At 56.4% G+C, this 23,286-nt stretch carries 21 protein-coding genes; 13 read left to right on the forward strand and 8 right to left on the reverse strand.

All coding sequences use genetic code 11. From position 1 onward, the window contains the following. The first annotated feature begins 3 nt into the window (after positions 1-3). The 3 genes from AC2Q8J_RS05680 (at position 4) to AC2Q8J_RS05690 (ending at position 2,467) form a co-directional block, all read left to right on the forward strand. Entirely contained in the window at positions 4-333 is a 330-nt protein-coding gene (locus AC2Q8J_RS05680) for a TIGR02647 family protein (RefSeq protein ID WP_486452359.1), read from the forward strand. Between the two features lie 77 nt (positions 334-410). Beyond that, positions 411-1,481 (forward strand): metal-dependent hydrolase, encoded by a 1,071-nt coding sequence (locus AC2Q8J_RS05685; RefSeq protein WP_486452360.1) that lies wholly within the window; start codon positions 411-413, stop codon positions 1,479-1,481. After that, complete coding sequence (locus tag AC2Q8J_RS05690) at positions 1,478-2,467, forward strand: LLM class flavin-dependent oxidoreductase (RefSeq protein WP_486452361.1); 990 nt, start codon at positions 1,478-1,480, stop codon at positions 2,465-2,467. Before AC2Q8J_RS05685 ends, AC2Q8J_RS05690 begins: the two co-directional genes overlap by 4 nt. Here the strand turns inward: AC2Q8J_RS05690 and AC2Q8J_RS05695 are convergent. The 7 genes from AC2Q8J_RS05695 to AC2Q8J_RS05725 form a co-directional block, all read right to left on the reverse strand. Further along, complete coding sequence (locus tag AC2Q8J_RS05695; protein WP_204996857.1) at positions 2,464-2,868, reverse strand: PaaI family thioesterase; 405 nt, start codon at positions 2,866-2,868, stop codon at positions 2,464-2,466. The two genes, AC2Q8J_RS05690 and AC2Q8J_RS05695, sit on opposite strands and share 4 nt — an antisense overlap. A 27-nt stretch (positions 2,869-2,895) precedes the next feature. After that, entirely contained in the window at positions 2,896-4,017 is a 1,122-nt protein-coding gene (gene chrA, locus AC2Q8J_RS05700; RefSeq protein WP_204996856.1) for a chromate efflux transporter, read from the reverse strand. 62 nt (positions 4,018-4,079) lie between these two features. Then, positions 4,080-5,897: a DEAD/DEAH box helicase gene (locus tag AC2Q8J_RS05705; RefSeq protein ID WP_204996855.1), complete on the reverse strand. Its 1,818-nt coding sequence runs from the start codon at positions 5,895-5,897 to the stop codon at positions 4,080-4,082. Positions 5,898-6,060: 163 nt separating this feature from the next. Continuing rightward, complete coding sequence (locus tag AC2Q8J_RS05710) at positions 6,061-6,456, reverse strand: acyl-CoA thioesterase (RefSeq protein WP_204996854.1); 396 nt, start codon at positions 6,454-6,456, stop codon at positions 6,061-6,063. 10 nt (positions 6,457-6,466) lie between these two features. After that, positions 6,467-6,757 carry a hypothetical protein gene (locus AC2Q8J_RS05715; protein ID WP_486452362.1) on the reverse strand — a complete coding sequence of 97 codons (291 nt, stop codon included), beginning with the start codon at positions 6,755-6,757 and terminating at the stop codon, positions 6,467-6,469. A gap of 254 nt (positions 6,758-7,011) precedes the next feature. Next, positions 7,012-7,293: a hypothetical protein gene (locus AC2Q8J_RS05720; RefSeq protein ID WP_204996852.1), complete on the reverse strand. Its 282-nt coding sequence runs from the start codon at positions 7,291-7,293 to the stop codon at positions 7,012-7,014. A 156-nt stretch (positions 7,294-7,449) separates the two neighbouring features. Next, positions 7,450-7,908, reverse strand: a complete 459-nt coding sequence (locus AC2Q8J_RS05725) for a MaoC family dehydratase (protein ID WP_204996851.1) — start codon at positions 7,906-7,908, stop codon at positions 7,450-7,452. A gap of 144 nt (positions 7,909-8,052) precedes the next feature. Between AC2Q8J_RS05725 and cls the strand changes: the two genes are divergently transcribed. The 7 genes from cls (at position 8,053) to glpE (ending at position 17,972) form a co-directional block, all read left to right on the forward strand. Beyond that, entirely contained in the window at positions 8,053-9,540 is a 1,488-nt protein-coding gene (gene cls / locus AC2Q8J_RS05730) for a cardiolipin synthase (protein WP_486452363.1), read from the forward strand. 10 nt (positions 9,541-9,550) lie between these two features. Beyond that, entirely contained in the window at positions 9,551-10,165 is a 615-nt protein-coding gene (locus tag AC2Q8J_RS05735; RefSeq protein WP_204996849.1) for a paraquat-inducible protein A, read from the forward strand. Beyond that, positions 10,162-10,794 carry a paraquat-inducible protein A gene (locus AC2Q8J_RS05740; RefSeq protein ID WP_036255498.1) on the forward strand — a complete coding sequence of 211 codons (633 nt, stop codon included), beginning with the start codon at positions 10,162-10,164 and terminating at the stop codon, positions 10,792-10,794. Before AC2Q8J_RS05735 ends, AC2Q8J_RS05740 begins: the two co-directional genes overlap by 4 nt. Beyond that, positions 10,781-13,081 carry a PqiB family protein gene (locus AC2Q8J_RS05745; protein WP_486452364.1) on the forward strand — a complete coding sequence of 767 codons (2,301 nt, stop codon included), beginning with the start codon at positions 10,781-10,783 and terminating at the stop codon, positions 13,079-13,081. The genes AC2Q8J_RS05740 and AC2Q8J_RS05745 overlap by 14 nt, the downstream gene beginning before the upstream one ends. A 137-nt stretch (positions 13,082-13,218) precedes the next feature. After that, positions 13,219-14,445, forward strand: coding sequence for an efflux RND transporter periplasmic adaptor subunit (locus AC2Q8J_RS05750; protein ID WP_204996847.1), 1,227 nt, complete (start codon positions 13,219-13,221; stop codon positions 14,443-14,445). Beyond that, the gene (locus tag AC2Q8J_RS05755) at positions 14,442-17,588 is read left to right on the forward strand and encodes an efflux RND transporter permease subunit (RefSeq protein ID WP_486452365.1); all 3,147 of its coding nucleotides are present in this window, start codon (positions 14,442-14,444) and stop codon (positions 17,586-17,588) included. The genes AC2Q8J_RS05750 and AC2Q8J_RS05755 overlap by 4 nt, the downstream gene beginning before the upstream one ends. 63 nt (positions 17,589-17,651) lie before the next feature. Then, positions 17,652-17,972 carry a thiosulfate sulfurtransferase GlpE gene (glpE, locus tag AC2Q8J_RS05760; protein WP_486452366.1) on the forward strand — a complete coding sequence of 107 codons (321 nt, stop codon included), beginning with the start codon at positions 17,652-17,654 and terminating at the stop codon, positions 17,970-17,972. A 29-nt stretch (positions 17,973-18,001) separates the two neighbouring features. On the opposite strand, the gene AC2Q8J_RS05765 is transcribed toward glpE, so the two are convergent. Further along, on the reverse strand, positions 18,002-18,634 hold the full coding sequence (locus AC2Q8J_RS05765; RefSeq protein WP_288364106.1) for a TetR/AcrR family transcriptional regulator: 633 nt from the start codon (positions 18,632-18,634) through the stop codon (positions 18,002-18,004). A gap of 166 nt (positions 18,635-18,800) precedes the next feature. Between AC2Q8J_RS05765 and AC2Q8J_RS05770 the strand changes: the two genes are divergently transcribed. From AC2Q8J_RS05770 to AC2Q8J_RS05780, 3 genes are read left to right on the forward strand one after another with little or no spacing between them, the layout of a single operon-like run. Beyond that, a complete protein-coding gene (locus tag AC2Q8J_RS05770; protein WP_486452367.1) occupies positions 18,801-21,185 on the forward strand; it encodes a PEP/pyruvate-binding domain-containing protein in 2,385 nt (794 codons plus the stop codon). Between the two features lie 50 nt (positions 21,186-21,235). Next, positions 21,236-22,237 carry a DUF7064 domain-containing protein gene (locus AC2Q8J_RS05775; RefSeq protein WP_486452368.1) on the forward strand — a complete coding sequence of 334 codons (1,002 nt, stop codon included), beginning with the start codon at positions 21,236-21,238 and terminating at the stop codon, positions 22,235-22,237. Between the two features lie 15 nt (positions 22,238-22,252). After that, complete coding sequence (locus AC2Q8J_RS05780) at positions 22,253-23,269, forward strand: TIGR03617 family F420-dependent LLM class oxidoreductase (RefSeq protein WP_486452369.1); 1,017 nt, start codon at positions 22,253-22,255, stop codon at positions 23,267-23,269. The last annotated feature ends 17 nt before the right edge of the window (positions 23,270-23,286 follow it).

A 23,286-nucleotide genomic window follows, 5' to 3' on the forward strand; every position in this document is an offset into this window, starting at 1 on the left:
ACAATGGAAAAGTTGCTCGATGCTGGCTACATTGATTCAGGCCTGCCAGTTTTTGTTAATTTGGAGCCTTCGCCCATGAGAATGTCGGACAGTATCTTGCAAGAAATTCGTGTGCTTTCCCAGTTCAATCCCGCCTCGGGCCTGGAGGGCATCAAGGTCCATCACGATGCCGACCCCGCGCTGATTGCCGCGACCGAACGCTTGTTTAGCAAAGGCATCATCAGCCGCATAGACGGCGGTTATCTCACCGACGCCGGCATTGAGCTTATGCGTCACCTGGATAGCCTGACAACGGTCTTGGGTACCCATATGGAAAGCGCGTCGCTGCACTAGGTGTAACAATTCACTCACTGGCGACCACACTAGCGGAAATCGCGTTACACTGAGGGCTTTGCTTCCCTGAGCCTGATATGGATCCACTCACACAAGGGTTACTTGGCGCCAGCGCCGCGCAAAACCTGTCGCCACCGCGGCGCTATGCCGTTGCCGCCGCCACGCTGGGCTTCCTGTCTGGTATGGCGGCAGATCTAGACGTACTGATTCGCTCTCCTCACGACTCGCTGCTGTTTTTGGAATTTCACCGCCAATTCACCCACTCGCTGGTCTTCATTCCCGTGGGCGCCCTACTCTGTGCCGCAGTGCTGAGGCTATTCTTCCGGCGCCGGTGGCCAATGTCCTTCGGCCGCAGCGCACTATTCTGTGGTGCCGGCTACGCCACCCATGCACTCCTCGACGCCTGCACGACCTATGGTACGCAGCTACTCTGGCCATTTAGCGACACCCGCATTGCGTGGAATATCCTGTCGATTATTGACCCCCTATACACCCTGCCCATCGCCGCGCTGGTCGCGCTGGCATGGAAGGGCAATCGCCGCTGGGCTGCGCGCCTGGCTCTGGCCTGGATACTCACCTACCCATTGCTGGGTGTTGTGCAGCGCGAACGCGCAGAGGCCGAGGGCTATCGGCTGGCAGCAAGTCGCGGCCACGAGGTCGAATCACTGGAGGCCAAACCCTCTTTCGCCAACTTAATACTGTGGAAAACGGTGTACCGCAGTCACGACCGCTTTTATGTGGATGCCGTGCGCGTGGCCCGGGATATCCGTATCTACCCCGGCGACTCGATTGCCGCGCTAAATATTCCGCGCGACCTGCCCTGGCTGCCGTCAGTCTCGCGTCAGGCGAATGACGTAAAGCGCTTCGACTGGTTTTCCAAGGGCTATACCGCCCTGCAACCCGGTAATCCAAGCAAGATCATCGATATTCGCTACTCGATACTACCCCACGAACTCGATGCCCTGTGGAGCATCCAACTCTTCCCCGATGAGCCACAACGCGGCGTTGAGTATCAGGCGCACCGAAATAGTCGAGAAAAAACCGCTCTGTTCTGGGCAATGCTTCGCGGTGAAGACCTTCCCTCTGCCCCGGGGCACTCGCTGGCAGCAAGTGGTAATGAAAACGCTGAGGAAAACAAAGCACTGTGACCAAGCTCTCCGTACTCGATCTGGCACCTGTCGCGCAAGGCAGCGATGTCGGTGAAACACTAGCGCGCAGCGTAGAACTGGCCCAGCGCTGCGAATCCCTCGGCTATCAACGCTACTGGATCGCCGAGCATCACAATATGCCCGGTATCGCCTCCGCCGCCACTGCCTTGGTCATTCAGCACGTGGCCGCAGCCACCTCGCGCATTCGGGTAGGCGCGGGCGGTATTATGCTACCCAATCACGCACCGCTTATTATCGCCGAGCAATTCGGCACGTTGGCATCACTGTATCCAGGGCGCATTGACCTCGGTGTGGGCCGCGCGCCCGGCACCGACCCCGTCACGGCTCGTGCGCTGCGACGCAACTTACATGCTGATGTTGAGCAGTTTCCGCAGGATGTTGTCGAGCTGCTTAATTACTTCGACGGCGACCCCCAAGCAATGGTGCGAGCCATTCCCGGTGTCGGGCTGGATATTCCTGTGTGGGTTCTGGGCTCTTCGCTTTTCGGCGCGCAACTCGCTGCGAAACTCGGCCTACCCTACGCCTTTGCCTCGCACTTTGCGCCTGGGCAACTGCAACAGGCTATTGCGCTGTACCGCCAGCAGTTCACACCATCAAAGTACCTCGATGCGCCCTACGCGATGGCCGGTTTCAATGTGTTTGCCGCCCCGGAGCAGTCTGAAGCAGAGTACCTTGCCAGCTCGATGCAGCAAGCCTTCGTCAACCTGCGTCGCGGTACACCTGGCCAATTGCCGCCACCAAAACCCAACTACCTGAATCAGCTCGCCGCCCCTGAGCGCGCGCTGATTCAGTCAGTGATGAATTGCTCCGCAATTGGCGATGCCCAGACTATTGCCCTGCAGACCCGGCAGTTCATTGAGGAAAATAATGTCGATGAGCTGATTATCAGCTGCCAAATGCACAACCACTACGCCAGAGTGCGCAGCTATGAAATACTGGCTAACGCACTCGCCGATTGCGTTTAGCCCCTGGGAATCGCGTAGCTGGCCGATGCATAGGCCACCGGGTGTTCGTCACCCTCAGAGAAAATTTCAACGTCGGCAACCGCAATGCTGCGCCCGCATTTAATTAGCCGACAGTGCGCCAGTAAGTCTTTTCCGGCGGCGGGCTTCTTTAAGAAGTGAATATTGAGGTTGGTCGTCACGGCCAGCGGCACAATGCCGATACGCGACAACACCGCCACATAGACAGCAAGGTCGGCCAGCGCCATCAATGTTGGCCCGGAAACCGTGCCACCCGGGCGCAACGAGCTGTGGTCAACCGCCTGCCGCACCACCGCTCGGCCGTCGCTCAGGTCTTCGATAACTGCGCTGCACTGGGGGAATTCCTGTATCAGAAACTGACTTATTGCTTCCTGACTTGCCATGAATGGACGCTCCTTGGAAATGGGGGCTTAGAGAAAAAACAGCGAGTAGACGACCACAACCCCGATCAGCGCCAGCAATGGCACTTTGCCGCTACGCAGCGCTGCGAACAGCGCAATCGCCATCCCAATGCTGGCCGCCTCTCGAGGCAACTCTAACAGTAAGGGGTCAACCCAGGCCGCGGCCAACATGCCCACCGCCACCGCATTGACGCCGGCCACAGCGGCGCGCACCCGCGGCCGGGCTGCCAGCGTATGCCAGGCCCGCGACAAACCCAGCACCAACAGGAAACCGGGCAAAAAAATTGCCGTACAGGCAGCCAATGCACCAACGAGCGGTTGCGCTGGGCTCAACATCGCCCCCAGGTATGCCGACATAGAAAACATCGGGCCCGGAACGGCCTGCGCCGCCGCATACCCCAAAATAAACTGCTCGCTACTCAACGCGTTACCCACAAAGGCGTTGAGCAGCGGTAGCGCGACGTGACCACCGCCAAAGACCATGCTGCCAACGAGATAGAATTCGCTGAACACGGCGTCGGGAATCAGCGCTGCCACGGCCAACAAGACAACAAATAACAGCAAGGGAATGCGCGCCGGCCGCGCCGAGGGTAGTGGGTCACACTCAATCTTCGGCGATCGAAAATAGGCCACCAGCGCCGCGCCAAGCATTAGCGACAACTGCAAGGCAGGGTGCATCATAAACAGCAGCGCCAGCGCACTTAGCGATGCGGTGGCCCAAAGCCAGGGCCCTGAACAAAATTGTCTGGCCATATTGATTAGCGCATCAGCGACCACCACCAATGCTAATAACTTCATCCCTGCCACAAGGCTCTGCATCCACACCGGTGTCTGCGCTAAGCTGAACACAGCAAGGCCGTACATCAATAGAAACGATGGCAGTGTAAAGCCGATGAAAGCGGCGAAAGCCGCGGGAATGCCGCCGCGCTGAAGGGCTATGGCAAAGCCGAGCTGGCTCGATGCCGGCCCCGGTAGAAATTGACACAGCGCCAGCTGGCGGGCGAAGTCTTCGTCAGTGAGCCACTGGCGCTGCTCAACAAATACTTTGCGGAAGTAGGCGATATGCGCCGTAGGCCCACCAAAGCTGACGCAGCCCAACAGAAGAAAGTGCAGAAAAATCCGCGCGCTCACAGCACACCCTCTCAAAAAAACTCGCGGAGAGTGTACGTGAGCCGGGCGGCAGGGCCTAGCCCCTAGTCTTTATTGCGGAGTTTGATCGGCCGTTTGCTAGGCGCCTTTCCCGAGGCTTTCGCCTTGGCGCCAGACTTGTCGGCTTTGCGCGGTTTTTTGCCCGACGGAGAAGGCCCCTTGCGGTGCTTGCGCACAGGGGTATCCGGCAGCTCTCCGCTGAATCGAGACATGGTCATTGGCTGCCCCGCTACGCGAGGAGACTGCAATGAGCTCAACACATCGTCCGGCATTTCCGCAGGTAGGTCGACGGTGCTGAAGTTGTCGAAGAGCTGGATACGGCCAATATAATCACTATCGATACCCGCTTCGTTCGCGATTGCGCCGACAATGTTGCCCACACCAACGCCGTGCTTGCGGCCCACTTCTATGCGGAAACGCTCCATCCCCGACTCTGGTCCGGCACCGCGAGGGCTGCGGCGCTCAGTGCGCGTGGCCTTGCCACGGGCGGGTTTATCCGCCAGTGCTTTACTGGGTTTCGGGTCGCCTTTAAGCAGCAGGTCTTTATCGCCCTGAGCCAAGCGGGCCAGTGCCGCCGCAACATCCAGGGGGTCGACACTGTGCTCTTCACAAAAACCCTGAAGCATTTCGCGATACAGGTCTTTGTCCCGCCCCGCTTCGAGTGTCGCCAACAATTTTGCCTGAAAACGCTGTATACGCAGGGCATTAATTTCGGCGGCACCGGGCAGGCCCATTTCTTCGATACGCTGACGTGTGGCACGCTCGATTGATTGCAGCATCCGGCGCTCGCGCGGCGCAACAAACAAAATAGCATCGCCGCTGCGCCCCGCCCGACCAGTACGGCCAATGCGATGCACATACGCTTCGGTGTCGTAGGGAATGTCGTAGTTAATCACGTGGCTGATGCGATCGACATCCAAGCCCCGCGCAACCACGTCGGTCGCAACCAAAATATCCAAGCGCGAACCCTTGAGCATTTCAACGGTGCGCTCACGCTGCGCCTGGGCGATATCGCCGTGCAATTCTGCCGCCGCATAACCGCGGCCCTGGAGCTTCTCTGCCAACTCAGTGGTGGCCAGTTTGGTGCGCACGAAAATAATAATGCCGTCGAAGTCTTCTGCTTCCAAGACGCGGCACAGGGCATCAAACTTGCTCGCACCACGCGCCAACCAATAGCGCTGACGAATGCTGACCGCGGTGCTTGTGGCGGTTTTGATCGTTACTTGTTCGGGGTCATTCAGGTAGGTATTGGCAATGCGTCGAACGGCGGCGGGCATTGTCGCCGAGAACAGGGCTATCTGCCGGCTTTCAGGCGTTTGCGACATGATCCATTCGACGTCGTCAATGAAGCCCATACGTAGCATTTCGTCGGCTTCATCGAGCACGAGGTGGGTCAAACCATCCAGCTTGAGCGTACCGCGACGGATATGATCCATAACCCGGCCAGGGGTTCCGACAACAACTTGCACGCCGCGTTTCAATGCATCGAGTTGTTCCCGATAGCCTTGACCACCGTAGATCGACAGCACGCGCAAGCCTTTCAAATGCTTGGCATAGCTTTGGATTGCCTCGGCAACCTGAATGGCCAATTCACGCGTCGGTGCCAAAATCAGCGCTTGTGTGGATTTGCTCTTCACATCCAGCATCGACAGCATGGGTAGTGAAAACGCCGCGGTTTTTCCCGTGCCGGTTTGCGCCTGCCCCAGGACGTCGCGCCCTTCCAGCAACAGCGGAATGGTCGCCGCCTGAATCGCCGAGGGGCGCTCGTAGCCCAGCTCTGAAACTGCCGTTTCCACGGCAGGCAGCAGGCCAAGTTCAGTAAATAAGGGAAGCTCCGCGTCTGCGGTTACAGTGTTGCTCATAATGTGGACCTGATCTGGTGGTCGAGGGTGACGCTCGGTTAAATTCGGCGTCAGACGAACACAGTACCGGCGGGGGCGCAAATTATACGCGTTAGCACCAATAAATGCCCGAGCTAATCGATGCTCATTGCGGTATTTATGCGCAGCCCCTGCCCACTACGACTCAATCGTCTTTTACTATCTCCTTAAGCGCGCTGCGGCAATGCTCAGGAATAACACCCTTCTGCTGGGCGTTATAGTCAAAGTACACGAGCACTGCCGTGCCACTTGCTGTCATTTCACCGCGCTGCCATAGCTCGTGGCTCACGGTGAATGAGGTGTTGCCAACATGACTGACCCAGCTGCGTACCTCTACCGGATACTCGTGGTAGGTTTGCGCAATAAATTCCACGTCAATCTTGCGCAGAATCAGGTTCCATTGATCAAGGCTGAGCTCGGGATTAAAGATCTTAAATATCGGCGTGCGCGCCGTTTCAAACCACTTGGGCACGACAGTGTTGTTGATATGCCCCAGGCCATCGGTTTCGTAGAAGCGAGGCAATAATTCGCAGCGCAGCATTCATGACTCCTTAGTTTATAACGGCTTGCTGTAACCAGTAAGCAAACATACAAACCCAAAGCACCACCGCCATAACTGCTGCAGGAAAGGCCTTCTCTGCTATCTCGCCGCCCTGACGGCGCTGCTCGGCGGCATACAATAGCAGACATGACAACAAAACCTGCAGGGCCAGCAGCAAAGAGGCGCTTTTCCAGGAATACTCAAGCCCCGCAAAACTCATCGGGTGCACAATTACCAGGGCCGCGCTGGCCAGACCCGACACCCCGATGCATTTTGCCACCACTACTGACATCGCCTTCATTAACACTCTCCAAACCCTGGGCCAGGCAACATCCAATACCGACCTCGCCCATCGCCGCCCATACACGCCAAACACCGCAAGAAAACTGGCCGCATTTAGCCACACACATTGCATACGATGCCCACAAAATAGGGGATTCTGCCGAAGAGTGATACGACAAATAACAAGAAAGGCGCCAACAGCGCGCTGAGAAATGAAAAAAAGGGGGACACGCATCCGATGGCAGTGCGATGACCACTCAGAAACCGAAGCGCTTACCCTGCGCGCCGTTGCGCTAGCTCGCCGCGCCCTTCAAAGAGCACCTCCAGGTGATGGGCACCGTTGGTAGAGATCACTTTACGAACGACAATATTGCCGAGCCGACCATCGCGCAAACGAATTCGATACTCCCCAGAGCGCAGCAAATCGCCATTCTGGCGCTTGAGGTGCAAGCAGCCGCCCCACTGTGCATAGCCGTCGTCGGCCGAAATATACATGGGCACATTACTCAGCAGCTCTTTACCGCCGTCAAGCACATCGCCGTGGGTCAAATCCATTGACAACCTCCATGCGGATAGGGACTATCTCGTATCGCCTTATAGCAACGCTTTTGTTATACCACGGCGGCCCTGACCGACCTATCACTTCCTTATATCAAAGGTTTTTAACGGCCGCCGTTAATATTCACTTTGCTGATCCCAGCAGACGAGCAATTACTCTGGGAAATAGCGGCTAATGGTGTCTACCACACAGGCTGGGCGATCGCCGCCCTCAATCTCAATGGTCACCCGTACCACCGACTGTACGCCGCCCTTCAACTCTTCTGCAGAGAGCAACTCGCCCACCCCGCGCACTCGCGAGCCAACCGGCACCGGCGCCGGGAAACGAATACGCTCGCAGCCGACATTCACGCCCATTGAAATGCCCTGCACATCGATAATTTGTGGCAGGAATAAATTCACCAGTGACAAGGTCAAATAGCCATGGGCAATACACTTGCCAAAAGGCCCATCCTTCGCGCGCTCTGGGTCAGTGTGAATCCACTGATGATCGCCGGTGGCATCGGCAAAAAGGTTGATACGCTGCTGGTCAACCTCCAGCCATTCACTGGCCCCCAAATGTTCACCCACTGCGTCCAACAGGGCCGAGGGTGTGGCAAAAACTCTACTCATAATGACATTCCCATTCTGCAAAACTGTGAAAGCAACACGCACAGTCGTATTCTCATGGCAATCACTTTACCATCGGCTACGCAACACTCGGCATCGTCTATGCGGGTGAAGGCCACGGCGTCGCGACTACTTGCATGAGGGCACATGGGAATCAGTGACTTTTTTTCGAGCAGCACAGCCTGGGTGGTGGCGAACCAGTCAGGGCTGGCAGCCGCTGTGGCTGCGTTTATTGCGCTGCTCGGTATACTCTCGGCCCTGGAAGCCATTCTTAAAACCCGCACCGCTCAGGGTGCGGTGGCATGGGCCATTGTGCTAATTGTTCTCCCCCCGCTCTTTGTGCCGCTCTACTGGATATTCGGCCGGCGCAAATTTCGCGGCTACGCGATCGCCAAACGCGGCGATACACGAGCGATCGAAGACTTGATCCGCGAGCTTGCGCCGCAGCTCTCAAATATCGAGACCTATCCGAGCCGCCAAGACTCGCGGCTGCTCGGTCTCAACCGCCTCAGCACCCTGCCATTCACTCGTGGTAATCACGCTCGCCTGTTGATTGATGGTGAACAGGCCTTCGCGGATATGTTTGCGCATATCCGCGCTGCCAAACACTATGTACTGCTTGAGTTCTACATTCTGCGCAACGACCGTATCGGCAATGAACTGGCAGAGATACTGATAAAAAAAGCCGAAGAAGGCGTGTCGGTTTACTTTATTTACGACGAAATCGGCAGTCTAAAATTGCCGCGCCAATACGTGCAGAGACTGCGCGCTGCCGGCGTACAAATTGTCCCCTTCAATAGCACCAAGGGCGCAGGCAATCGCCTACAGTTGAACTTTCGCAACCACCGAAAAATTGTCATTTGCGATGGTAACTACGCTGCCATTAGCGGTATGAACATTGGCGATGAATACCGTCATCAACACCCCGTCCTTACACCCTGGCGCGATACCGGCCTGGCAATAACAGGGCCAGCGGTGCAAGCCGTACAATTGAGTTTTGTCGAAGACTGGTACTGGGCACAGGAGTCACTACCACCTCTGAACTGGACACCTACACCCTGTGACGCCGCCCCCGGTGACCATAGCGACCAACAAATGTTGATTATTGGCACCGGCCCCGCCGACAGCATTGAAAGCTGCGCATTGTTTTTTGAAACGCTCATTCACCAAGCCCGAGAGCGCCTGTGGATCGTCAGCCCCTACTTTGTTCCCGACACCCCCATTATTCACGCCTTGCAACTGGCCGCGATGCGCGGCGTGGATGTACGCATTATGCTTCCCGAGCAGCCCGACAAACTGATCATCAAATTGTCGTCTTTCTCAGCAATTCGAGAAACCTTGCCCCACGGCGTGCAGTTTTATTACTACCAATGTGGCTTCTTGCATCAAAAAGTCATGCTGGTGGATGATGAGATTTCCGTCGTGGGAACGGCAAACCTGGATAACCGCTCCTTCCGGCTGAACTTTGAAATAAGTGCACTGGTCTATGATCAGGGTTTTGCGGGGGAACTCACTCACATGCTCGAAAATGACTTCAAGCAGTGTCGACAGCTGCTGCCAAGAGAGGTTGCCAGCTGGTCGCTGATCCGCCGCCTGGCTAGCCGCTGCGCCTACTTATTCGCGCCACTGCAGTAAACGCCAAACAATGACGCAACAACCCCACCTTCACGCCTGCCCCGACTGCGATTTGTTGCAAACGCTGCCACGGCTCGAGAGTAAAAAGCGCGCCCACTGCACGCGCTGCAATGCGGTCTTAGCCGAGGCGCCGCCACGCTTGCCACAGCTCAGTTTGGCCGCCGGTTTGTGTGGCCTGATTTTATTCATTCCCGCCACCTGCCTGCCACTTTTACAATTTACCCTGGCCGGGCAAACCGGCAGTAACACCCTTGCAGAAGGCGTACTCAGGCTGTGGCAACAGGACTTCAAACTGCTGTCTCTGATTGTATTACTCTGCTCGCTGTTAGCGCCGCTAATGCACTTACTCCTCAATACCTTTATCGCTCTTTGCCAGCACCTTAACTACTGCCCGCCAAGCTTTTCTCGAAGCATCAAGCTCGGCAACTTTATGCAGGAGTGGAGCATGTTGGAGGTCTATGCGATCGGAATTTTAGTGGCCTACGTGAAGATGATGGACGACGGTGAGATACACATTCTCAGCGGAAGCTACTGCCTGGCCGGTTTAATGATCAGCCTTATCCTTTGCGCGCAGAGCTTTAATGCCGAGCAAGCCTGGCAGTTTTGGCAGCGGAGGCAGACATGAACGCAGCAACGGCCAAGCAACACGGGCTCGCCCGCTGCCAGCACTGCGGCTTACTCAGCGCCATGCCTGCGCGCGACCAACATCACCTGGCACGCTGCCCGCGCTGTCATGCCCACCTCTACTTCCGCCGCCATCACAGTCTGCAGCGTTCACTGGCGCTGTGCCTCGCCGCCGCCGTGCTGCTGATACCGGCGAATGTCTTAACCATTATGACGGTTGTCAATCTAGGACAGGGCGTGCCCGACACCATTATGTCGGGGATCATTCGCCTGTGGCAGGCAGATCTGCGAGCGATCGCCGCCGTTGTCTTTATTGCCAGCATCGTTGTGCCAATTATTAAAATCGTTGCACTGCTATTACTGATGATGGTGGTGCAGTTTCGCCTTTCGCTGAGCAAGCAGCAATGCACCGCACTCTACCGTTTTGTGCACCTTATCGGCCGCTGGTCGATGCTGGACCTATTCATGATTTCGATACTGGTTACTGTTGTCAGTCTTGGCAATATCGCCACCGTCGATACCGGCCCCGCCGCCACTGCCTTTGCTGGTGCGGTGGTATTGACCATGCTTGCCGCCAACAGCTTTGACCCGAGACTGATTTGGGATTTGGAACACCATGACAAACACTGAACAAAACTATCCCCAAGCCGAATTAAAAACCAAAAAACGGCTGTCGGCAGTGTGGTTACTTCCTGTGGTGGCCGCAGCCATTGCAATGTGGTTGCTCTACGAAAACCTGAGCAGCAATGCCCTGCAGGTGACCGTACACTTTGACAATGGCAGCGGCATTACCGCTGGCAAAACGCCCGTGGTATACCAAGGAATTACCGTGGGTAGCGTCAGTCAACTTCAACTCGACGACGCGCTAAAAGGGGTAAATGCCACGCTGGACCTGCAAACACAGATCGAGCCACTGATTAACGAGAACACCAAGTTCTGGCTGGTTAAACCGCAAATCTCGCTCTCTGGCGTGTCGGGGCTCGACACCCTGGTCGCCGGCAACTACATCAGCTTTCAACCCGGCGACGGTCAAGCGGCGCGCAGTTTTACCGCGCTACTCGAACCCCCGGCCACGCCTCGCAGCGACTCGGGGCTCCAAATCACCTTGCACGCCAAAGAGCTGGGCTCGCTATCTGTTGGCGCCCCCGTGCTCTATCAGCAAATCGACGTCGGTGATATTGAAGGCTATACACTGCTTGACGACGGTGTGGAGATTACTGCCCACATCGACCCACGCTACACCCATCTCATTAACCATCGCAGCCGATTTTGGAACCACAGCGGCGTTAAAGTCACAGCGGGACCGCAAGGCGTCCAGCTTGAAACCGGCTCATTGGCGAGCATTCTTGCGGGCGGTGTGGCCTTCGACAGTCCCGAAGACGGCGACGCTGTCGACAGCGGTCACCGATTTACGCTGCATCAAAACCGCGCGCACGCCGAAGGCGGCAAGCGCATTGTGGTGGCCTTCGACAGCGCCGAGGGCCTGAACCAGGGTGCGGACCTTCGCCTGCAAGGTATTCGCATCGGCAGCGTCGAGAACTTGCGCTTTAATGAGGCTGGCCCTACCGCCGGTGCCGAGGCCGAGCTGCGCATCAACGCCCCCTATTACGACTACCTCAATGAAAATAGCCAGTTTTGGCTAGTCAGCCCCAAAGTGTCGGGTTCAGGTGTTGAGGGACTCGACACCCTGCTGGGAGGGCCGTATATCGCCGTGAATGTCGACGGCGAAGACGGCGAGCTGCAGGAACGCTACACGGCACTGCGCGACGCCCCCAGCCAGCGGATCAGTGCGCCTGGGGTCAGGGTGGTGCTCGAGGCCGACGAACTGGGCTCGGTGAAAATTGGCAGCAAGGTGTATTTTCGCAAGATCGCTGTCGGACAAGTGGAAAGCGTGTCACTACAGCGCAAAGGTGTTGAAATCGGCGTATTTATTCATCAGCGCTACGCCCACCTATTGCACCGCGAATCGCTGTTCTGGAACGCCAGCGGCATTAGTATCAGCGGTGGCCTCGGCGGCCTGGACGTAAAAACCGAGTCGCTGGCGACCATTGTCAGTGGCGGCATTGCCTTTCACACTCCTGAAGTGGCTCGCCCGCAAGCTGCCTGGGAGGGACTGCGTTATACCCTGCACGAGGACTACGAAAGCAGCTTTGCCGATAAGGGCAGAGAAATTCGCCTGTACTTCTCCAGCGGCGCCAGTCTAAGTAAGGGAACCGAAATTAAATACGAGGGAATCAAGGTCGGCGAAGTGACCGCCGTTGAGCTGGACCAGAGCATGCAAGGCGTTGTGGTCAGTGCCCGCCTGGCGCCTTCGGCAAAAGCTATCGCCCGCGAAGGTAGCCGCTTTTGGGTGGTGAAGCCGCAACTGGGCTTAGTAGGTACGCGCAATCTCGAAACCCTGGTAACCGGCGCCTATATTAGCGTACTACCGGGCAGCGGCGACGTGCTCACAGAGTTTATCGGCTTGGAGCGCGCGCCACCGCTGCGGGCGCCTGCCAAAGGGCTGAATGTAATATTGAGTGCTGATCAGCGCGGCTCACTCAAAGAGGGTGTGAAGGTCTTTTATCGCGACATTCCTGTGGGTGAAGTCTACGGCTTTGAACTGTCTAGCGATGCACGCCGTACCTTAATCCATATTAATATTGAGCCCCGCTACGCCACGCTGGTGCGGCGCAACACCCGCTTTTGGAATTCCAGCGGCGTCGCCATTAATTTTGGCCTATTCAGCGGCACGACCATCCGCAGTAAGTCGGTCGAATCGCTGCTTGAAGGCGGCATCGCCTTCGCCACCCCAGAAGGGCGGGGCGAGGACGGTCTGGCACCCCCGGCAGAAGCCAGCCAGCACTTTCCGCTGCACGCCGACGTGGAACCGAGCTGGTTACGCTGGGCGCCCGCTATCCCACTGGGCGACGAATAGTCGCCCAAAGTGTGACAAAGACGCCGCTCTTACCAAGATTTCACACTGTTAGATGGCAGATAAGGCTAGAATAACGCCCCAATAAACCATCGACTCGCCGGCGGCATTGCCGCCACCGACAAAAAGAGAACGTTGTTTTGCCTAATTTGCCCAAGCAGGCCATTGCCGTGGCGTCAATCATCGGCCTTTCCATTGTCGTTGCCGTGATCCTTTTCGCGCTGCGCCCAGCCCCCGAACAGCAGGACGTTGAGCAGCACTCACTGATCATTGACGTCGCCATTGCGACCAAACAGGCGCTGACGATAAACGTGAGTAGTCAGGGCACCGTGCAGCCGCGCACAGAAACCAGCCTGGTCACCGAAGTATCGGGGCAGGTCATGGACGTTTCTCCCAAGTTCGAAAATGGCGGCTTGGTAGAACAAGGCGAAGTGCTGTTGCGCATTGACGATCGCAATTACCGCGCTGAACTCAAACGCGCTGAGGCCGCCGTGGCCACCGCCCACAGCAACCTGCTCCAGGAAAAAGGGCGCGCGGCAGTCGCGAAGGAAGACCTACGCAAATACCCCCGCCGTCACGCTAGTAAAGAAGCGCGCGCGCTGGCGCTTAGGCTGCCGCAATTAAACGAAGCCAAAGCCAGACTGAACTCCGCACTCGCGGACCGCCGCCAGGCCAAGATCAACCTGGACAGGACGCAAATCAAAGCCCCTTATCGCGGCTTGATTAAAATGCGTCAGGTCGACCTCGGGCAATTTGTTAGTACCGGTACGCCGGTCGGCCAAATGTTCTCCGTTGACACTGCCGAAGTACGGCTACCTGTGCCAACGGACCGCCTCGCTTATTTGGAGCTACCCAATAATAGCCAGGACGACACCTACCCCCGAGTCATTCTGGAGAATGATATTGGCGATCGCTGGCCCGCCGAAGTCGTGCGCAGCGAGGGCGTTCTCGATGAACGCAGCCGCGTGTTATTTGTTGTCGCCCGCGTGAATGACCCCTACCGCTTGGAGAACCCGGGCAAGCCCCTGCTCAATGGCAGCTTTGTAAAAGCCGATATAGAGGGCAAAAAAATCGATGGGCTAATCGCCGTTCCTCGGCATATCCTGCGCACCGGCAATCAGCTGTGGGTGGTCGACGACAAGCAGACCCTTCGCAACCGCGATATCAAAGCATTGCGCACAGAAGGCAAGCTGGTCTACGTGTATGAAGGCCTTGAGGAAGGTGATCGGATTTGCCTGTCATCGGTGCCCAGCGCCATCAGCGGCACCCCCGTTAAAGTCAACAGCAGCATGTCGACCGCCGAACTGGTTAAGCCCCAGAGCGAATCAGGCATGGCTACCTTTACCGAGCTTAGCAGCGTCCAATGACTATTCCCGAGCACCTAGACACTCGCCGCGGCATCATTCCGTGGTTCGCACGCAACAGCGTTGCCGCCAACCTGTTGATGATCGTCATCTTGTGCGTGGGGATTGGCTCGGCACTGAATATTCAGCGCACCCTGCAACCCGACTTCGAAATCAACATCATCCGCATCACGGTTCCCTACCCCGGCGCAACGCCGGAGGAAGTTGAAGACGGTGTCATTCTCAAAATTGAGGAAGCGCTGCAGGACATTGATGCGATTGAGAGCATAGAGTCCACTGCCGACGAATCACTGGCAACGATCAGTGCCGACATCTACAAAGACTATGACATCTTGGCCGTGATGGACGAGATCAAAAGCGCGGTAGATGGCATTGTCAGTTTTCCCGAACAGGCTGAGCGCCCCATCGTAAAGCGCTTGGAGTTTCAGAAGCACACCGTCAACGTTGAGCTTTACGGCGACCTGGATGAGCGCAGCCTGAAATCGCTAGGCGAGCAAGTCAAACAGGAGATGCTGCAAGACCCCGACATCGCCTTTGTTCAGATCAACGGCGCCCGCGACTTTGAGATCAGCATCGAAATTCCCGAGCACCGCTTGCTCGAGTACCAGCTGACCCTCAGCGATGTCGCCGATGCCATTCGTCGCTCGTCGCTTGACCTGCCCGGCGGCACCATTAAAACCAGTAACGGCAATATTTCCCTGCGAACCCAAGGCCAGGCGCGCCAGCAACAGGAGTTTGAGCGCCTGGTTGTAAAAAGCTTCCCCGACGGTACCCGCTTAACGCTGGCCGACATTGCGACGATTAACGACGGCTTTGAGGAAGTTGACGGCTTTGCATACTTCGACGGCAAGCCCAGCCTGGGCCTGCAAGTCTTCTCAGTAGGTAGCCAGGATTTAATCCGCGTTGCCGAGGCGGTAAGCCGCTATGTGGAAAACAAGCGCGAGCAATTGCCGGAGGGCGTTGAAATTGCACAGTTTGCCGACATCAGCTACTACCTGAAAGGCCGCATGAGCATGATGCTCGACAACCTCAGCATGGGTGCCTTATTGGTATTTGTGGTGTTGAGTTTGTTCCTGAATATCAAACTGGCGTTCTGGGTAATGGTCGGCTTGCCGATCTGCTTCCTCGGCACCTTTGCGCTGATGCCAATGGTCGATATCAGCCTGAATATGCTCAGCCTGTTTGGCTTTATTTTGGTGCTGGGTATCGTGGTTGATGACGCGATCATTATTGGTGAAAGCGCCTACGCGGAAGCGGAAAAAAGCGGCCACTCCGTCGATACCGTTATCAAAGGTGCCTTGCGCGTGGCCACCCCCGCCACCTTTGGCGTGCTCACCACCATAATGGCGTTTTCGCCAACCCTGTTCGCCAGCGGTACCTTCGCGCCGTTCCCGGAGTCCGTCGGCTGGGTTGTTATTCTGTGCCTGGCATTTTCACTGGTGGAGTCAAAGTGGATTCTACCTGCTCACCTGGCACACAGTTCGCCCGGCACTGGGCCCATTTGGCAAAAGCTCGACCGCATTCCGGCAAAGTCCAATGCGATACTCAATAATTTTGTCGAAAACACCTACCGGCCTTTTATTAAGCGGGCCATTGCCCAGCGCTATATCACCGGCGCGAGCTTCACCGCGATGCTCATCGTCACAGTAGGCCTGGTCGCTGGTGGTATCGTACATTTCGTTATGATCCCCGAAGTGCCCGGCGACTTCGTTCAGGCCAACCTAGAAATGGTTGAAGGCACCCCCGAGGAAGAAACGCGCCGCGCCTTCGAACATATGGACAGCAGCCTCCGCAAGGTCAATGAGGCCTATTCCGCGGCCCATGCCAACGACGACAACCGCGCCCTAATCAGCCACGTTGCCGCCTTTGGTCGCGGCGGACGTCACGTGACGTTTATGGCCGAGCTCACCAAGAATGACATGCGCGATATCGACGGTGCGGAAATTGCGCGGCGCTGGCGCGAAGAAATTGGTGATATCCCCGGTGCCAAGGTGCTGGCAGTGAGTATTGCCGACCAACAGATGGGCCCATCGATCTCCCTAAAGATCAGCAGCCCCCACCCGGAAGACCTTACCGCTGCCGCAGCACAAGTGGAAAATGCTCTGCGCCGCTATGAGGGCGTTTACGATATTCGCAATGGTGCCAGCGCGCTTCGCGATGAAATTGTCCTGGAAATTCTCCCCGAGGCGGAAACCCTGGGTCTCAGCTCAGCCGCACTAGGACAGCAGATTCGCGATGCCTTCTATGGCGCGGAAGCCCAGCGCGTTCAGCGTGGCAACGACGAAGTGAAGGTGATGGTTCGCTACCCGCGCGATGAGCGTGCGGCGGTGTCCGACCTGCAAAACATGTTTATTCGCTCCGCCGAGGGAGCCTTTGTGCCGCTCTCTAACGTGGCGAAAATCACCATCCAGCCCGCCTACACAACCATGACGCGTATCGATGGCGAGCGCTCGATCAGTGTGACCGCCCAAGCCGATAAGTCTCGTGTTGAGCCGGATAAAGTCACCTCCAGCATCCTTAAAAACCTGCTGCCCAGTTTGCAACAGCGCTACCCCGGCCTGAACATCAAACTCAGTGGCGAAAGTGAAGAAGTGGGCACCCTTATGGTCAGCCTACTGATCGGCTTTGCCCTCGCCCTGTTTGGCATTTATGGTTTATTGGCCATTCCCCTGCGCTCGTATCTGCAGCCGCTAATCATTATGGGGGTAATCCCGTTTGGCATTATCGGCGCGGTGTTCGGCCATATTGTGACGGACCTGTCCTTCAGTATGATGTCGTTCTTCGGCGTTATCGCGCTATCCGGCGTTGTCGTCAACGACAGCCTGATTATGGTGGACTTCATTAACTCGGCGATCGACCGCGGCGAGCGCCTGATCGACGCCGTTGTCGACTCGGGCTGTCAGCGCTTTAGAGCCATACTGCTGACGTCGCTAACCACCTTCTTTGGCCTGTTACCCATGTTGATGGAAGACAGCTTGCAAGCCCAGTTCGTGATTCCCATGGCGGTGTCACTCGGCTTCGGCATCATCTTCGCTACGGTCATCACATTGATATTAATACCCTGCCTGTATATCGTGCTTGAAGACGTGAAAGTGCTGTTTGGCAGTAAGTCTGCTCGCGAGCTCGAACCGGCGCTGAGCGAGTAGCGCCCCGCGCACTCGCTCCGTTATTTCACCAGTAATTTTCCGACTGACCTGATAAGAACGCTTATGTCCTTTAAACGCATCTCGATCTCAGACGCCGAACAGCTGCTGCGCCAGCCCTCGACACAACTCGCCGACATTCGCGACGAGCAGTCCTACCAGCTGGGGCACATCAAGGGCGCCAGCCATTTGGACAACCACAACCTACAGCAGTTTATTGAAGACGCCGACCCGGACGCACCGCTGATCATTTACTGCTACCACGGCAATAGCAGCCAGAGCGCCGCACAGTTTTTCGTTGAGAAAGACTTTACCGAGGTCTACAGCATGGACGGCGGGTTTGAAGAATGGCGGCAGCACTACCCCCATCAAAGTTGCGAGCAATAAGGCCTGAAGTCCACGCGAATGCCCGGGCCCTAGGCGTGCTGCCGAAGGATGCGTGTCAGCGTATCAACATGATGGTCAATGTAGTCATTGGAATCCGGCCGCAGCCCCAACACTCGCTCAGTTATCGGTGCAACGCTGACCAAATACAGCAACGCGCCGGACAGAATGTGCAAAAGGTCCATCGCATCCACTTTTGGCAGTAAACCGTGATGCTGGCCCAGCTCTATCATTGCGCGCCCTTCAATAAAGTCCGTGCCGATAAATTCTTTGACGAGCCAATCCAAGCGCGGCCCAGGCGCCGATGCTTCCTGAAACATTATTTTTACCCACTCGGGGTGAGCAAACGTGAAGTGCAGTATTTTTCGGCACAAGTCACGAATCATTTTTTCCCTGTCGTCGGGCGCACGCTGCAAGGAAACATCTTCAATGTAGCGCGGTAAGGCATTATTTCGCTGCAACCAAACATGCGACACAGCCGCTCGCCAGAGTACCTCTTTATTTTGGAAGTGGTATTGAACAAAGGTTTTCTGTTCACCCGCTTTCTCCGCCACCAACGCAAACGACGTCCCGTCAAAACCGAGTTGTCCAAATAACTGCGCGGCTGCCCGGAGTACCCGCTCCCGGCGCTCATTCGTTTTCGGCGCTCCGCTACCGGCCTTCATCGGAATTTAACTTACCCCAATTCATTAGAAAAATGCTTTCAATTTTAGGAAGTTAGCACTGCCCTTGACACAAAGCCAACACTATACGATCGTATAGCAAAGATAAGCTTGCCGCCATCACCGGTAGAAGCAACACCACACATAACAATAATGAGCTGAGAAAACGATGATCACCGACAGCGTGACGACTATTCACTGGCTAAACGATACCGATACAAGCCAAGATGCATTGCTTGCCATGGGCGGTAAAGCCAGCGGCCTCAACCAACTGATGCGCTGGGGGCTTACGGTGCCCAGTGGCTTTGTTATCTTTAATGCGCAATGTGGCAAGCACCCTGAAGCATTGGCCGACTATTACCAGAAGCTCGGTGGCCCAAAGGTCGCCGTTCGATCATCGGCAATGGGAGAAGACGGTGCGGAGAGCTCCTTCGCCGGCCAGTATGAAAGTATCCTCAACGTCGAGGGCCTCGACGACCTAAAAGCCGCAATAAACCGCTGCGTCACATCGCTACACAGCCAACGGGCAAGTGCTTACCAAGGCAAGAACAATATTCATGGCGTGCAAATGAACGTTGTTGTGCAAACCATGGTAGATGCCAGCGCCGCCGGTGTGGTATTCACGGTCGACCCGGTATCGGGCCGCCACGACCGTCTTGTCGTGGACGCCGTGGAGGGGCTCGGCGAATCACTCGTCAGCGGAGAAGCGACACCCGATCACTACGAATTTAACCGCAGTGGCAAGCTAACCTACTCCGAGCTTATCGGCGATACGCCGATACTCTCCGACGCGCTACTCGACGCCCTCGTTGCTCAGGCCAAGCACGCTAGCCAACAGGCCGGTATCCCGCTTGACCTGGAGTGGGCCGCTGACAGCCAGGGCCGCATCTTCTGGCTGCAAGCTCGGCCGATCACCACCATCGGGACTGACCTAAACGAGTTAGATACACCAATCAACGCCACTGACGTTGTCACGCGCTGCAACGTCGGCGAAATGATGCCGGGCGCCGTCTGCCCCCTAACCTTTTCAACCACGGGGCGAAGCATCGAAAATGGCATGCAACACATGCATGTGAGCTATGCCGGTCGCAAAGCCGTAACCGATGACTGGACGCAAATAGCAATGAGTCACGGCAAGCTCTTTATCAACCTCAGCGGATCAATCGCCGCCGCTGCCAACGTACTCGGGGTGGACGCAAAATCGATGGGCTACAGCCTGTGCGGTGGAGTGGTGGAAGAGCTTCAAGAGCCCCCCAAGCGCCCCTGGTGGATACGCCTGATCGGCACCGTAAAAATGCTCCGATATCTGCAAAAAGCCGATGACGTCATCGCAAGATTCAGCAAAAAGGCCAACGACTTCGACCTACCAATTTCTGGCAATAGCGTGGAAATCGCTCAGGCGCTGGACACAGCCTTGCCCTTCTATTCCGAGGCAATGGCCGTCCACCTTCAATCCTCCACAACCTCAGGAGTGGCCAGCAATATCCTCCAGTCCATGATCTCTGGCGGGCAGGAAAGCAACGCGGCAGAACAAGCACAAGCAGCAAACTTAATGGCTGGCGCAAGCGGCGTAGAAAGCGCGATCCTCGTCGAGCAGCTGGATGCCATTGTCGAGAAAATCGCTCAACATGAGCGCGACGCTCAGGCTTTCGTCGAAGCCTCGCCAACTGACGCTGTCGAGTGGCTAGCCAGCAGCACAATAGTGTCTGGCGACTTTAAGGCGTTTTTACATCGCCACGGTCACCGTGGCTATCGGGAACTCTGCATGCGAGAAGCCTGCTGGGCAGATGCGCCCGAGACACTGGTCACCACATTGCAGGCCTCGGTAAGCGCGCGCCGTTCAGGCAAGACGGTGAACCCAAAGCCTCAGGCAGTCGACACTAGCCAACTGAGTCGAGGCGTACGCTGGATATTGCCCAAGGCGCACGCGGCTATTCGCCGACGAGAGGCAACGAAATCACTACTGGTCGACATCGCCAACCGTTTCAAGCGCAGCTACCGGGCGCTAGGTGAGCAACTTCACCGCGAAGGAAAGCTGGACGACGCCGATCAGGTTTTCTTTTTCACCCACGATGAACTCATGAGCGTCGTCCGCTCCGCTGACACAGCGCTGGAGAAAGAAAAAGCCAGCAATCGTCGAACCGCCCTCGCCTTTCAAAATAAACTCGATTTCAATGAAATCTGCGTGGGCCCTCCACAACCACTCGACCGTCGACTAAAGAGCGCGGACAGCGGTGGCGACATTCTCGGGCGGCCGGTTTCCTCTGGCCTGGTCGAGGGCAAGGCCAGGGTGGCGTTTAGCGTTAGCGATGCCGCTGGGCTTCAGCCCGGTGAAATCCTTGTGGCGCCCATCACCGATGTAGGCTGGACCCCGTACTTCAGTTCAATAGCCGGACTCATTACCGACGTGGGAAGCTCAGTCTCCCATGGCGCGGTCATTGCCAGAGAGTACGGCCTGCCGGCAATCGTAAATACCCGCGTTGCCACCCAACGAATAAAAACCGGCGACAGTATCCGCCTCAACGCTGATACCGGCGTGGTATCACTTCTGTAAGTGCGGTCTTGCTGATTGCCATAACCAAACACTACCGAGAGCAGAGCACAATGCTAGACAATAAAACGCTGACGCAATTTGGTATTCAACTCGACGACGAGTTTCCACACCCTTTTAGCAGCGATCACCCTGACTGGAATGAATCGTATTTTTTCGATTGGTATGACGCCAATGGCCACATTGCCGGGCACTGTCGAGTCGGTTGGCACCCCGTACAACAACGCGTGCTATTTTGGCTGTATCTGCTCGATGGTGAAGAATGGCTAGCGATCGAAGAGTATCGCCTCCCCTTCTCGGCGTTGACATTACACAGCGACAAGCAGGTTTTCGCTTATGAGGGCTGGGGCTTAGCATTTAGTTATCAGGCCGGTGAGGCCCTGCAAACCGGAACGCTGAGCGTATCAGGCTTTGCAAGAGTCCTGTCAGGGCAACGCCAAGGCCTGGTGCTGCCGGTCGCCGTCCAGCTAACCATGAATGCCCTGGGCCCTGCCCACTCTCGCGGCGGTGGCACCGTTGAAGATCATCAAGCGGAGGGCTTTAGTACCAATCGCTATGAACAGCCAATCGCCGGCGCCTTGACGGTGAGCATCGATAAGCACACACAGGACGTTACCGTTAGGGGCGAACGCGACCACTCATGGGGCCCCCGCCCCTGGGATATGCAGTGGCAGTTTCTGGTCATTAATACAGAGAAATTCAGTTTGCAGTCCACCGTGGTGAATATTCCGGAGTGGCCGGAAATCAAGGTTGGTTACTTCCAGGAAAACGACGGCGAGATGGAAAATCTGGAGGGCGTTGAATTCGACCTCTCTTTTGATGCGACCTCCCCACATCGCTCCGTTGCCGGGCACTTCGACCTCGCCTGCAGTAGTGGTAGGCTGATCAGCGGTCGTATTGAAACAATCTCCGGTGTGGAAATCGATATTACCCACACCTTCTCACCGCCCAAGCGCACCGAGTATCGACGCTCTTTAGTACGCTGCTATATCGGCGATGAGGCGCCCGTCATCGGCTGGTTTGAATGCAATCGCGACAGCAATCCAAGTAAATAGAACAAGGTAAAAATAATGAAGATTGACGGCCCTTTTTATGCGCAAATGAGTGGCGCAGCGGTGGAAGCCAAACGCCTGGCAGCAATCGGTTATGACGGCGTGTATTCACTGGAGGGTAGCTGGGATCCGTTCTTCCCTTTAGCGCTCGCCTCAGAGCATGCCCCCGAACTGGATATTGCCACCGGCATTGCCGTGGCCTTCCCCAGAAACCCCTCTCACATTGCCTACCAGGCGTGGGACCTACAAACGTTTTCAAAGGGTAAATTCAGCCTGGGGATCGGCTCACAGATTAAAGCGCACATAGAAAAGCGCTTCGGTATAGACTTCAATCCACCCGCGGCGAGAATGCGAGAGTATATCTTAGCGGTCAAAGCGTTTTTCGACTGTTGGCAACATGGCAACAAACTCGACTTCCAGGGGAAGTATTATCGCCACACATTGATGACGCCGATGTTCAATCCCGGGCCAAATCCTTATGGAATTCCACCAATCATGCTGGGCGCACTGGGACCAAAAATGACCGAAGTCGCCGGCGAGGTTGCCGACGGTTTGATCGTCCACCCCTTCAACAGCATGCCCTTTCTGGAAGAGAAAGCCCTACCTGCCGTGAAAAAGGGCTTAGAGAAATCGGCGCGCTCACTGGATGACTTCACCTTACAGGTTAATGCCATCATCATCACCGGAGAAACCGAAGAGGAATATGTTGCGGCGGAGAATAGCGTGAAGAGCTTGTTGGGGTTCTATGCCTCGACGCCAGCCTATGCCCCGCCGATGGAGGCGGTAGGCCTGGGCGACTTACAGCCGATAATGAATCGCCTCTCCAAGGAAGGCAAATGGGATGAGCTGGGCAGCTATGTGGACGATGATTTTCTCGACGCGTTCTGCACTCGCGGCAAACCTGAAGAGATCGCCGGTTTGCTGAAAAAGAAATATGCTGGCTATGCAGACCGATTGGCTATTTATGCTCCCTACGCCGCGCCAGATGCTATGTGGGCATCGATTATTCAGAAGCTAAAAACCAGCGCGGAGTAACGGCGTTTCGCTGTTAC

It is taken from the genome of Spongiibacter sp. C9W (assembly GCF_057370015.1).